Annotated in this window: 12 protein-coding genes; 4 read left to right on the forward strand and 8 right to left on the reverse strand. The window is 70.6% G+C overall.

The features are described from left to right. The first annotated feature begins 76 nt into the window (after window positions 1–76). Window positions 77–1234 (forward strand): MFS transporter, encoded by a 1158-nt coding sequence (locus G537_RS0131970; protein ID WP_026873504.1) that lies wholly within the window; start codon window positions 77–79, stop codon window positions 1232–1234. 87 nt (window positions 1235–1321) lie between these two features. Next, entirely contained in the window at window positions 1322–1774 is a 453-nt protein-coding gene (gene soxR, locus G537_RS0131975) for a redox-sensitive transcriptional activator SoxR (protein WP_026873505.1), read from the forward strand. Between the two features lie 6 nt (window positions 1775–1780). Here the strand turns inward: soxR and G537_RS41150 are convergent, their stop codons facing one another. From G537_RS41150 to G537_RS0132005, 6 genes are all read right to left on the reverse strand, one after another. Continuing rightward, complete coding sequence (locus G537_RS41150; protein ID WP_051249404.1) at window positions 1781–2560, reverse strand: ABC transporter permease; 780 nt, start codon at window positions 2558–2560, stop codon at window positions 1781–1783. After that, window positions 2557–3480, reverse strand: a complete 924-nt coding sequence (locus G537_RS0131985) for an ABC transporter ATP-binding protein (protein ID WP_026873506.1) — start codon at window positions 3478–3480, stop codon at window positions 2557–2559. Before G537_RS0131985 ends, G537_RS41150 begins: the two co-directional genes overlap by 4 nt. Next, window positions 3477–4637 (reverse strand): ABC transporter permease, encoded by a 1161-nt coding sequence (locus tag G537_RS0131990; protein WP_026873507.1) that lies wholly within the window; start codon window positions 4635–4637, stop codon window positions 3477–3479. The genes G537_RS0131985 and G537_RS0131990 overlap by 4 nt, the downstream gene beginning before the upstream one ends. Window positions 4638–4668: 31 nt before the next feature. Further along, on the reverse strand, window positions 4669–5598 hold the full coding sequence (gene osmF / locus G537_RS0131995) for a glycine betaine ABC transporter substrate-binding protein OsmF (protein WP_034853756.1): 930 nt from the start codon (window positions 5596–5598) through the stop codon (window positions 4669–4671). Window positions 5599–5805: 207 nt separating this feature from the next. Continuing rightward, on the reverse strand, window positions 5806–6234 hold the full coding sequence (locus tag G537_RS0132000) for a GFA family protein (RefSeq protein WP_026873509.1): 429 nt from the start codon (window positions 6232–6234) through the stop codon (window positions 5806–5808). Window positions 6235–6262: 28 nt separating this feature from the next. Then, on the reverse strand, window positions 6263–7312 hold the full coding sequence (locus G537_RS0132005; RefSeq protein ID WP_211230587.1) for a GlxA family transcriptional regulator: 1050 nt from the start codon (window positions 7310–7312) through the stop codon (window positions 6263–6265). A gap of 169 nt (window positions 7313–7481) precedes the next feature. Here G537_RS0132005 and G537_RS0132010 point away from each other — a divergent pair, with 169 nt between their 5' ends. Both G537_RS0132010 and G537_RS0132015 read left to right on the forward strand, forming a co-directional pair. Next, window positions 7482–8528, forward strand: a complete 1047-nt coding sequence (locus G537_RS0132010; RefSeq protein WP_026873511.1) for a class I SAM-dependent methyltransferase — start codon at window positions 7482–7484, stop codon at window positions 8526–8528. A gap of 148 nt (window positions 8529–8676) precedes the next feature. Further along, complete coding sequence (locus G537_RS0132015; protein WP_026873512.1) at window positions 8677–11034, forward strand: oxidoreductase; 2358 nt, start codon at window positions 8677–8679, stop codon at window positions 11032–11034. 149 nt (window positions 11035–11183) lie between these two features. Here the strand turns inward: G537_RS0132015 and G537_RS0132020 are convergent, their stop codons facing one another. Beyond that, window positions 11184–12362 carry an aminotransferase class V-fold PLP-dependent enzyme gene (locus G537_RS0132020; protein ID WP_034853759.1) on the reverse strand — a complete coding sequence of 393 codons (1179 nt, stop codon included), beginning with the start codon at window positions 12360–12362 and terminating at the stop codon, window positions 11184–11186. A 2-nt stretch (window positions 12363–12364) separates the two neighbouring features. After that, window positions 12365–12835, reverse strand: a complete 471-nt coding sequence (locus tag G537_RS0132025) for a RidA family protein (RefSeq protein WP_026873514.1) — start codon at window positions 12833–12835, stop codon at window positions 12365–12367. Window positions 12836–12865 lie beyond the last annotated feature (30 nt).

Raw genomic sequence — 12865 nt, forward strand, 5'->3', positions numbered from 1 at the left:
TGCAGCATTCGTATGACGTTTGGCGAAGATAAGCGCGCATCCTAGGGCCGGTATCCCGTCACCGGATTCGCCCCTCATGCCGCTGCCGCTTTTCGCCCTGGCCGTCGCCGCGTTCGGCATCGGCACCACCGAATTCGTGATCATGGGCCTGCTGCCGGACGTGGCGCGGGATCTCGGCGTCTCGATCCCGGCGGCCGGCATGCTGGTCTCGGGCTATGCGCTCAGCGTCACCATCGGCGCGCCGATCGTCGCCCTGCTGACCGCCAGGCTGCCGCGCAAGACCGTGCTGCTCGGGCTGATGGGCGTCTTCGTCCTCGGCAACCTGATGTGCGCGCTGGCGCCCGACTACTGGTCGCTGATGGCGGCGCGGGTGCTGACGGCGCTGTGCCACGGCGCCTTCTTCGGCATCGGCGCCGTGGTCGCCGCCGGCCTCGTGCCGCGGCACCAGCGCTCCCGCGCCATCGCGCTGATGTTCTCCGGCCTCACCCTGGCGAACGTCCTGGGCGTGCCCTTCGGCACCGCGCTGGGCCATGTCGCCGGCTGGCGCGCCACCTTCGGGGCGATCGTGCCGATCGGCATCGCCGCGGCCTTGGCCATCGCGTTCATTCTGCCGCGCGACCGCGAGGCGCCGGCCGGCAACCTGCTCTCCGAATTTTCGGTGCTGCGCAAGCCGCAGGTGCTGCTGGCCATGGCGCTCAGCATCCTGTCCTCGGTCAGCCTGTTCACCGTCTTCACCTACATCACGCCCATTCTCGAGACCGTCTCCGGCCTGACGCCGCAGGGCGTCACCACCGCCCTCCTGCTGTTCGGCGTCGGCATCACCGTCGGCAACCTGTTCGGCGGGCGCCTGGCCGACTGGCGGCTGATGCCGGCGGTGATGGCCAGCTTCACCGCGCTGGCCGTGGTCTGCGCCGGCTTCGGCCTGGCCGCGCCCTTCGCCATCCCCGCCGTCGCGGCGATGGTGCTGTGGGGCGTGGTCCAGTTCAGCCTCGGCGCGCCGCTGCAGACCCGCGTGGTCGACCAGGCGCATGAGGCGCCGAACCTGGCCTCGACCCTGAACCAGGGCGCCTTCAACCTCGGCAACGCCGCCGGCGCCTGGCTCGGCGGCGCGGCGATCACCGCCGGCATGCCCTATGGCCAGATCCCGTATCTCGGCGCCGCCGTGGCCGTGGTCGGGCTCGCCGTCGCCGTCCTCTCCTACACGCTGGAGAAGCGCGCCCCGGCGCTGGCCTGAGACGGCCGATCGACCCGCCCCGGCTTGATCGATGCCGGCGGCAAGCTCAAGTTAGCTTGAAAGCCCGATCGGCACGGTGGCGGAGCCATGGACGGAGTCCTGACGATCAACCAGGTGTCGCGGCGCAGCGGCGTCGCGGCCTCGGCGCTGCGCTATTACGAGGAGCGGGGGCTGATCCGGTCCGAGCGCGCCGGCTCCGGCCACCGCCGCTTCCCGCGGGCGGTGCTGCGGCGGATCGCCTTCATCGTCTTCGCCCAGCGCATCGGCATGTCGCTGGACGAGATCAAGGCCGAGCTGGACAAGCTGCCGACCGACCACATCCCGACCGGCGAGGACTGGTCGCGCCTGTCGGGCGGCTGGACCCGGCGGATCGACGAGCGGATCGCGGAGCTGGAGCGGCTGAAATCCGGCCTCGCCGGCTGCATCGGCTGCGGCTGCCTGTCGCTGTCCTCCTGCGGCCTCGTCAACCCGGCGGACCGCGCCGCCCGGCTCGGTCCGGGACCGCGCTTCTGGGTCGGCGACAGCAAACCGCGAAGCTGAGGCGCCTCACGCCTTCTTCCAGCGCTGCATCAGGTCGGTCAGGCGGCCGAGGGCGAAATCGGCCAGCACCGCCAGCGTGCCGACCACCAGCGCGCCCTGGATGACATAGGCCAGGTTGTTGCCGTTCAGCCCGACGATGATCGGCGTGCCCAGCGTCGTGGCGCCGACGGTCGAGGCGATCGCCGCGGTGCCGATGTTGATCGCGACCGAGGTGCGGATGCCGGCCAGGATCACCGGCGCGGCCAGCGGCAGCTCGACCGACCACAGCCGCCGGGCCGGCCCCATGCCCATGCCCTCGGCCGCGTCGCGCGCCGCCGGCGGCACCTGCTCCAGCCCGGCGATGGTGTTCTCGACGATCGGCAGCAGGCCGTAGAGCGACAGGGCGATCAGCGCCGGCCAGGCGCCGAAGCCGATCAGCGGCACCGTGATCGCCAGCACCGCGACCGGCGGGAAGGTCTGGCCCATCGCCGTCACGGTCTCGACCAGGCCGCGGAACTCGGCCCCGGCCGGGCGAGTGACGAAGATGCCGGCGGCGACGCCGACCGCGATCGCGATCAGGCTCGACGCCCCGACCAGCAGCACATGCGCCAGCACCAGCGCCGCGAAACTGTCGGCCTCGTAGAAGGGCCGCTCCAGCTGCGGGAACCAGGCGGCGAAGAGCGGCCGGGTCAGCGGCAGGCCGAACACCAGCGCGACGAAACCGGCGGCGAGCCACAGCAGCGGATCGCGCCAGGGGCGCCAGCCCGGGCGGGCGGGTTCGGCCGCGGCGGGCTGGGCGACGCTCATGCCCGCACCAGATCGTCGAGATGCAGGTTGCCCAGCGGCTTGCCGTCCGCCGCCGCCACCGGCGCCCGGTCGGCATGGCGCGCCACCAGGATCGACAGGGCGGTGCGCAGTGACGCCTCGGCCGGGATCGGCGCGCCGTCGGCCGCCTCGCCGGGCCGCACCCGGTCCGCCGCCGTTTCGGTCGCCAGCAGCTTGAGGCCGAGATCGTCGCGGCCGATAAAGTCGCGCACGAAGTCGTTGGCCGGTGATGTCAGGATCTCGCGCGGACTGCCCAGCTGCACCAGCCTTCCATGGTCGAGGATGGCGATCTGGCTGGCGAGGCGCAGCGCCTCGTCCATGTCGTGGGTGACGAAGACGATGGTCTTGCCGGTCTCGCGGTGGATCCGCGCCAGCTCGCCCTGCAGCGCGTCGCGGGTGATGGGATCGAGCGCGCCGAAGGGCTCGTCCATCAGCAGCACCTCGGGGTTCGCCGCCAGCGCCCGGGCGACGCCGACCCGCTGCTGCTGGCCGCCGGACAGCTGATGCGGGTATTTCTCGGCGAAGCGCGGGTCGAGCTGCAGCAGGTCCAGAAGCTCGCGCACCCGGTCGTCGATCTTCGGCTGCGGCCAGCCCAGCAGGACCGGCACCGCGGCGATGTTGCGGGCCACCGTCCAATGCGGGAACAGGCCGATCGACTGGATGGCGTAGCCCATGCGCCGGCGCAACGCCTCGACCGGGATCCTCGTCACGTCCTCGCCGCCGACGGTGAGCGTGCCTTCGGTGTGCGGGATCAGCCGGTTGATCATCCGGAGGCTGGTCGACTTGCCGGAGCCGGAGGAGCCAATCAGGGCGCAGAAGGCGCCTTCGGGGATGGTCAGGGTCAGGTCGTCGACCGCGGTGATGCCGTCGAACACCTTGCTGACATGCTCGAACTCGATCATGCGGCTCTCCCTCGCAGGGCGTCGACCAGGATGCGGAACACGGCGTCGACCGTCACCGCCATCAGGATGATCGGCAGGGCGCCTAGCAGCACCAGGTCGAGGGCGTTGGCGAACAGGCCCTGGAACATCACGGCGCCGAGGCCGCCGGCGCCGATCAGCGCGGCCACCGCGGCCAGTCCGATCGCCTGGATCAGGGTGATGCGCAGGCCGGACAGGAAGACCGGCAGGGCCAGCGGCACCTCGACCTTGCGGAAGATCTGGCGCCGGGTCATGCCGATGCCGCGGGCGGCGTCGATCACCCCGGCCTCGACCTGGCCCAGCCCGGCCGCAGTGTTGCGGGCGATCGGCAGCAGCGAATAGAGGGTGAGGGCGATCACCGCCGGGGTGATGCCGATGCCGCTGATGCCGAGCCAGGGCAGGGCGCCGGAAAGCGCAGAGAGCGGCGCGATCAAGAGGCCGAACAGAGCGATCGACGGGATCGTCTGGATGATGCCGAGAATCGAGAAGATCGGCCCGCGCGCGGCAGCGGAGCGATGGGCGGCGATGCCCAGCGGCACGCCGATCAGGAGCGTCGGCACCAGCGCCAGCCCGACCAGCAGCAGGTGGCGCAGCACCTGCGGACCGAAGACGCCGTGCTGCTGGACGTATTCCTTCATCAGCGACAGCTGGTCGACCGCACCGCCGGCGATCAGCGCCGCGACCGGCACCGCCAGCAGCAGCGCGGCACCGAGCCGGGCCGCCGGGCCGAGATCCAGCCGGCGGGCCGCGTCGGCGGCGGCCAGCAGGGCGGCCAGGGTCAGGACCCAGAATCCGGCGCCGAGCGAGGTGCGGGCGGAGGGGCGAGCGCCGGCGGCCAGCAGCCCGGCCTGCATCCCCGCCAGCCAGATGAGGCCGATGGCGATGCCGATGCCGGCGACCAGCTGCGCCGTCAGCGTCCAGCGTCGCGGCGGCACGAAGGCGCCGATCAGCAGCAGGACGGCCGCGGCGACCGGCAGCGCCGCCCAGGGCCCGGCCAGGTCGAGCGCGCCGATCGGCTTGCCCGACAGCAGCCGGTTCGGCGCATGGGTCAGGATCGGCAGCGCCAGCACCCCGGCCACCGCCACCACCCCCAGCACCAGCAGCACGCGGTTGCGGATGACGGTCATGGCGGTGGCCATGAAAGCACCGGCCGATCCGCCCTGTCGCGTCCTACTTCACGAATCCCTTCGCCTTCAGGTACTCGGACGCGACCTGCTGCGGGTCCTCGCCGTCGACCGCGATCTTGCCGTTCAGCTCCTGCAGGGTCTTGAGGTCGAGCGAGGCGAAGACCGGGTCCAGCGCCTCCTTGATCTTGGGATGCTTGGCCAGGACATCGGCGCGGATCGTCGCCGCCGGCTCGTAGACGATCTGGGCGCCCTTGTTGTCCTCCAGCACCACCAGCCCGACCGAGGAGATGGCGCCGTCGGTGCCGTAGACCATGGCGGTGTTGACGCCGGAGGTCTGCTCCGCCGCCGCCCGGATGGTGGCCGAGGTGTCGCCGCCGGCCAGGGTGACGATCTGGTCCTGCTTCAGCGTGAAGCCGTAGACCGACTGGAAGGAGGGCAGGGCCGCCGGGCTCTCGACGAACTCGGCCGAGGCGGCCAGCTTGACCTCGCCGCCGCCATTCACCCATTTGGCGAAGTCCTCCAGCGTCTTCAGTTGGTTGCTCTCCGCCACTTCCTGGCGCACCGCAAGGGCCCAGGTGTTGTTGGCCGGCGCCGGGGCCAGCCAGACGATCTTGTTCTGCGCCTCGTCCAGCTGCTTGACCTTGTCGTAGCCGGCCTGGGCGTTCTTCCACGCCGGGGCGCTGTCGATGTTGAAGAAGAAGGCGCCGTTGCCGGTGTATTCCGGATAAACGTCGATCTCGCCGGCCAGGATGGCGCTGCGCACGATCTTGGTGGTGCCGAGCTGCAGCTTGTTCTCGGTCGGGATGCCGTTGGCCTCCAGCACCTGCAGGATGATGCTGCCCAGCAGGCGGCCCTCGGTGTCGACCTTCGAGCCGACGCGGACCGCATCGGCGGCCATGGCGGCGGAAGCGGCCAGGAGACCGGCGCCGAGCGCGGCGGCGGCGAGGATGCGCTTGAGCGGGGAGGGGGTCATGGCGCTGCCTTCTCTGTTCGGGCCGAACGGAACGGGAGGTCCTCTCCACCGAATGCGTTCGCCGGCTCGCTTGTTCCGGTTGCGGAGAGGCAGCTTAATTGACGTTCAGGAAACGTCAATTCTAGGCGAAAAATCTTAATCGATTTGTAGAAAATGGACGTGGAGAAGCCTATGCAGCAGCTGTCCCGGCTGGCCCGAAAGCCGGCCTCACGAGCCGGACACCGGCCCCGGCTGGCCCGGGCGGCTCGGCAGGTCCGGATCGACATGGCCCCAGCTCGGGGCCGAGGCGGTCCAGATCACGCTCGCCGGGCGGGCGATCTCCGGGTCGTCCAGGGCGCCCGCCCGGACCACGATCATGTCGGGCCGGTCCGACGCCTGGCTGAACAACGGGGTCCCGCATCTCGGGCAGAAGCGGCGGTACATGACGTTGCCGCTGTCGGCCGTGCTGACATACTCGGCGACCTCGCCCGTGAGGGTGAGGCCCTCGGTCCGGAAGATCGCGTTGATCGAGGCGTTGCCGGAGGACAGGTACTGGCAGTCCCGGCACCAGCAGGCGCGGGTGGCGACGGGCGGCTGGTCGAACCGGAAGCGGACGGCACCGCAGAAGCATCGGCCGGTGATGGGCTTCGGCGTCACGTTGTCCCCTCGATGCGTCGAGACGAAGTCAAGGCGCAGGCTCCGGCCCGACCGCCCCCGGCTGCGAGCCGGGCTTCGGAAGCGCATGCCCGACGATGTCCGGCACCCTGAATTTCCGCCGGTAGCGGCCCGGCGGCATGCCCGCAAGGCGCCGGAAGAGCCTGCGGAACGATGCCGCGTCCTCGTATCCCACCTCGCGGGCTATGGCGTCGACCGGCGCTGCGGCCGTCTCCAGCAGCTGCTTGGCCTCCTCGATGCGCAGGGCCTGGATATAGGCCAGCGGCGAATAACCGGTCGCCGCCCTGAACCGGCGGTCGAAGGTGCGCTTCGGCAGGCCCGACTGGCGGACCAGCTCGGCGACGATGTCGGGGCGCTCGTAGTTCTGCGCGAGCCAGGCCTGGCAGCGCAGGATCACCGCATCGCCGTGATCGACATTGGCGATCATCGACGCATAGGGCAACTGGCCGTCGCGGTGCCACTGGTAGAGGAACAGCTTCGAGATGCGGATCGCCTCCTCGGTTCCGGCGTGCCTGGCGATCAGCAGCAGGGCCAGATCCTGCCAGGACGAGGCTCCCCCCGAGCAGACCAGGCCGTGGCCGGGGCCGCTCTGCACCAGGATGCGCTCCTCGCGCAGGGTCACCTGGGGGTACATCCGGCGAAACAGCGGCGCATAGCTCCAGTGGGTGGTGGCCTCCCCGCCGTCGAGCAGGCCGGCCTCGGCCAGCACCAGCGAGCCTCCGCAGGCGGCATAGAGCTGCGCGCCTTGCGCGTGCATGTTCCTGATCCACCCGATCAGCCGGCGGTCGAGCGCGCGCACGCTCTCCATCCGCTCTGCCATGACATTCGGCACGAAGACGATGTCGGTGCGCGGGATGTCGACGATCGTGTCCTGCGGCATGATGCTGACGCCGGTGACCAGCTGCAGGGGGCCCGGCTCGGCCGTCACCAGGCGCGGTTCGAACAGGCGATTGCCGGCGGCGCCCTGCCCTTTGAGCGCGTCCCACAGCCACCCCGCCGCCCACAGCGTGTCGTACACGCCGAAGACGATCGACGGATCGCATTCGCGAAACACGACCACGCTGACATGGATGGGCGGCTTGGGAGGCATTGCGGCAAATGAGCGTGGCTCAAATGGCTCCGTGACGGCCATTCTGCCTCTCACGCCGGCGCGGCGCCAGGGGCTAAGTCCTCCCCCCACACCGGCGGCGGCCAACGCCACCGCTCAAACGGTCGAGAGGATCGGCGCCATGCATCTGGACACAGCCAAACTCGAATCCTTGCTGGGGACGATGGTGAACGAGATGGGCGCGGCGGCCAATGCCGCGCTCGTGCTCATCGGCGACAAGCTCGGGCTTTTTCGCGCGCTCGCCGGCGGCCCGCTCACGCCGGGCGAGCTCGCCGCGAAGACCGGCACGCGGGAGCGCTATGTGCGCGAATGGCTCTCGGCGCAGGCGGCGTCCGGCTTCGTCACCTATGACGGCAGAGCGGGGACCTTCACCCTGTCGCCCGAGCAGGCGGCGGTGTTCGCGGACGAGGACAGCGCCGTGAACATGACCGGCGGCTTCTACTCGCTCGCCGCCGTGTTCGCCGACGAGCCCAAGCTCACCGAGGCGTTCAGGAACGGCAAGGGCGTGGGCTGGGGCGAGCGCTGCAACTGCCTGTTCTGCGGCGTGGAGCGCTTCTTTCGCCCCGGCTACAAGGCGCATCTCCTGGCGGAGTGGCTGCCGGCGCTCGATGGCGTCGTCGCCAAGCTCGAGCGCGGCGCCAGGGTGGCCGATGTGGGCTGCGGCCACGGGGCCTCGACCCTGATCATGGCCAGGGCGTTTCCGAATTCCGAGTTCGTCGGGATCGACTTCCACGAGGCCTCCATCGCCCATGCGCGTGAGCAGGCCGGCGGCCTCACCAATCTGCGCTTCGAGGCGGCGCGCGCGCAGGACTACCCGGGCGGCGGCTACGATCTGGTCACGATGTTCGACGCGCTCCACGACATGGGCGATCCCGTCGGCGCGGCGGCTCATGCGCGCAGCACCCTGAAGAGAGACGGCACACTCATGCTGGTCGAACCCATGGCCGGCGACAGCCTGGCCGAGAATCTCAACCCGGTCGGGCGCATCTTCTACGCGTTCTCGACCAGCGTCTGCGTGCCCGCGTCCCTGAACCAGGAGGTCGGCGCGGCGCTCGGCGCACAGGCGGGAGAGCGGCGGCTGGCCGAGGTCGTCCGAGAAGGCGGGTTCTCCCATGTCCGGCGCGCGGCCGAGACGCCCTTCAACATGGTGCTCGAGGCGCGGCCCTGAGCAGCTCGGCGAGTGAGATTACCGGTTTGCGGCATCGTGCGCGGCTCGGTGAAACCAGAAAATCCTTTAAGCCTAAAACAATTCGCCGTACTCTTCCGGGGCAGGGCCGGGGATCGCGCCTCCGGCCCGGGGACGGGAGACGGACGGGATGCGGATCACGGTCATCGGCGGCGGTCCGGGCGGCCTGTACTTCGCGCTTTTGGCCAAGAAGGCGCGGCCGGACTGGCATATCGAGGTGCACGAGCAGAACCGCGCCGACGACACCTTCGGCTTCGGCGTCGTCTTCTCCGACGACACGCTGGACGAGTTCCTGTCTCGCGATCCGGACTCCTACGAGCGGATCCGCGACCGCTTTGCGTACTGGGACGACGTCGCGATCCACTACAAGGGCGAGACCATCCGCTGCGCCGGCAACGGTTTCTGCGGCACCTCGCGGGTGGGGCTGCTGCAGATCCTGCAGGGCCGCTGCCGCGAGGTCGGGGTCGAGCTCTCCTTCTCCGAGCGGATCGACCCGGCGACGCTGGACCGGCGCTTCGCGGATTCGGACGTCATCGTCGCCGCCGACGGCATCAACTCCGCGATCCGCGAGCATTTCCGCGACGCCTTCCGGCCCGAGGTCTCGCTCAAGGCCAACCGCTTCTGCTGGATGGGCTCGACCCGGCCGATGGGCGAGTTCAACTACTTCTTCCGCCAGACCGAGCACGGCGTGATCTGCGCCCACACTTACCAGTACGAGACGGATGCGGAGGGCGGCGGCCGGTCGACCTGGGTGTTCGAGATGGACGAGGCCTGCTGGCAGGGGCACGGCTTCACCGAGGCGGATGAGGAGGGCTCGCGCGACAAGCTGGCGGCGATCTTCGCCGAGGAGCTGCAGGGCCATCCGCTGCTGCTCAACCGGTCGATGTGGCGGCGCTTCCCGCGGATCTTCTGCGAGCGCTGGTGGCACAGGAACATCGTGCTGCTCGGCGACGCCAAGGCGTCGGCGCATTTCTCGATCGGCTCCGGCACCAAGCTGGCGATGGAATGCGCCATCGCCCTGGCCGATGCCGTCGTGGCCCATGCGGAGACCAGCGTGGAACAGGCCTTCACCGCCTATGACAAGGCCCGCCGCACGCCGTGCCAGGTCACCCAGCACAATGCCGACGTGTCGCTGGCCTGGTTCGAGCACATGAACCGGTCCTTCGATATGGACCCGATGCAGTTCGCCATGGTGGTGATGTGCCGGGCCAAGTCGATCACCTACGACAACCTGCGCATCCGCGACCCGGACTTCGTGCGCCGGGCCGACGACGCCTTCTACGAGCGGCTGTGGCGCGAGACCGGCGACGACTACCGCGCCTCCCGGCCGACGCCGATGTTCACCCGCTTCCGGCTGCGCGGCATGGAGCTGAAGAACCGCGTGGTGATGTCGCCGATGGCGCAGTACTCGGCCGACCGCGACGGCAACCTGACCGACTGGCACTTCGTGCACTATGCCTCGCACGCTCTCGGCGGCATGGGGCTGATGTTCGTGGAGATGACCTGCCCGTCGCCGGACGCGCGGATCAGTCTCGGCTGCGCCGGCCTCTGGACCGACGCGCATGAGGCGCAGTGGACGCGGATGGTCGATTTCGTGCACGCCCACAGCGACACGAAGATCGCGATGCAGCTCGGCCATTCCGGGCGCAAGGGATCGACCCAGCTGGGCTGGGAGAACCCCGACCACCCGATCGCCGATCCGGCGGACAACTGGCCGGTGCTCTCGGCCTCGCCGGTGCCCTGGATCGAGGGCGTCAGCCCGGTGCCGCGGGAGATCGACCGCGCCGAGATGGACCGGATCAAGGCCGATTTCGTGCAGGCGACGAAACGCGCCGCCCGGGCCGGCTTCGACCATCTCGAGCTGCACTGCGCGCACGGCTATCTCTTCGCCTCCTTCCTGTCGCCGCTGACCAACCGGCGGACGGACGAGTATGGCGGGCCGGTCGAGAACCGGCTGCGCTATCCGCTGGAGGTGTTCCGGGCGATGCGGGCAGTGTGGCCGGAGGAACGGCCGATGTCGGTTCGCATCTCGGCCACCGACTGGAAGGAGGGCGGCATCGGCGAGGAGGACGTCTTCGCCATCGCCGAGGCCTTCCGCGACGCCGGCTGCGACCTGATCGACGTCTCCGCCGGCCAGACCGTGCCGGACCAGAAGCCGGTCTATGGCCGCATGTTCCAGGTCCAGTTCGCCGAGGCGATCCGCAACGTGCCGAAGATGGCGACCATGGCGGTGGGGGCCATCACCGAGCCGGGGCAGATCAACACCATCCTGCACACCCGCCGCGCCGACCTGGTGGCCCTCGCCCGGCCGCATCTGTGGAACCCGACCTTCGTCCGCCAGGCCGAGGCCTGGTACGGCGTGCGCGGCCAGTCCTGGCCGCAGCAATACTGGCCGGGCCGCGACCAGGCCTTTCGCGAGCTGGGGCGACAGGCCGAGAAGCAGGCAGAGCTGCAGATCAAGGCCCGGCCGAGACGGCATGGGCGATAGGAGGTACAGCCAGGGCATTGAAGAGCATTTGCCCAGATATTGTCATGCCCGGGCTTGACCCGGGCATCCAGAGATCTCGATGCCGCTCTGGGTGGCCCCTGGATCGCCGGGTCAAGCCCGGCGATGACAGGAAACAACAGGCGGCCTCTTCAGCCGATCGCCGTTCGGGCCGCCGCCACGGCCTCGGCCAGGCGGTCCAGTTCTTTCTCCGTGTGCAGGTACGAAACCGCGGCGCGGCAGATCTCGCCCAGGCCGCGGGCGGTCATGTCGAGCGGCGTATAGGCCACGCCGTTGACGGCGATATTGATGCCCTGCGCCGACAGGCGCCGGCGCAGCTCCGCCGGTTCGATCCCCGCGACCGCGAAGGACACCAGGGCCGCGCGCTCAACGCCGAGGTCGTGCACGGTCACGCCCGGGATCGCCGCCAAGCGGGCGCGCAGCCCCTGCGCCAGCGCGTCGAGACGGGCGCGGATGGCGTCGATGCCGATGCTGCGGGCGTAGCGGATCGCGGCGCCGAGGCCGAGCCGCAGCGCCATCGGGAAGTCGCCGGCCTCGAAGCGGAGGGCGCTGTCCTGCAGCCGGGCGCCGTCCGGCGTCCAGGCCGCGGTGCGGGCGTCGTGATAGGGCGGATCGAGCCGGTCGAGGAAGCCCTGCCGGACATAAAGCAGCCCGGTTCCGCGCGGACCGCGCAGATGCTTGCGGCCGGGCGCGATCAGCACGTCGCAGCCCAGCGCCGCGACGTCGATCGGGATCTGGCCGATCGCCTGGGAGGCGTCGAGGAAGAAGGGCACGCCGGCGGCGCGGGCGACCCGGCCGATCGCCGCGGCCGGGTTGATCAGCCCGCCATTGGCGCCGATCCAGGTCAGCGACACCAGCTTCACCCGCTCGTCGATCATCGCCGCCAGCGCCTCGGACGAGGCTCGGCCGGCCTCGTCGCAGGGGATCACCTCGATCACCGCGCCGGTGCGGGCCGCTGCGCGCTGCATGGTAGTCAGGTTGCCGCCCCATTCCTGCCGGCCGACCAGGATGCGGTCGCCGGCGGACAGGGGCAGGCCGGCAAAGGCCAGGCCCCAGCCCTGGGTGGCGCTGCCGGTGAAGGCGACCTCGGCCGGCGCGGCGCCGATCAGGGCCGCGGCCTCGGTTCGCGCTTCTTCTAGCGCCGCTGCCGCCGCCAGCCCGGCCTCGATCGGGCCGGAGACCGCCTCGCGCTGCAGATGGGCCAGCACCGCGTCCAGCACCGGCTGCGGCGGCAGCGAGCCGCCGGCATGGTTGAAGTGCAGCACCCGGCCGATGCCCGGCGTCTCGGCCCGCAGCCGTGCCCAATCCATGGTCAGCCCTCGAGCTCGACGACGGCCTCGACCTCGACCGCGACGCCGCGCGGCAGGGCCGCCACCCCGACCGCGGCGCGGGCATGCCTGCCCTTGTCGCCGAACACCGCGGCGATCAGGTCCGACGCGCCGTTGCCGACCTGCGGCTGCTGGGTGAAGCCGGGCGCCGAGGCGACGAAGACGCCGAGCCGGACGACGCGGCGGATGCGGGACAGCTCGCCGCCCGTCGCGGCCGCGACCTGGGCGAGGATGGCAAGCGCGCACAGCTCGGCCGCCTTCCGCCCGTCCTCCAGCGAGACGGTGTCGCCGAGATGGCCGAGATAGGCCGGGCCGTTGCGGTCCTGCGAAATCTGGCCGGAGACGAACAGCAGGTTGCCGGCCTGGACATACGGCACGTAGTTGGCTGCTGGGGCAGGGGCGGCGGGCAGCTCATGGCCCAGGGCGGCGACGGCTTCGGCGATGGTCTTCGGCATGGTCCGGTCCTTCGTGTCGGAAGCCCGGAT

Origin of the sequence: Inquilinus limosus DSM 16000, assembly GCF_000423185.1 — a bacterium.
Lineage (GTDB): Bacteria > Pseudomonadota > Alphaproteobacteria > DSM-16000 > Inquilinaceae > Inquilinus > Inquilinus limosus.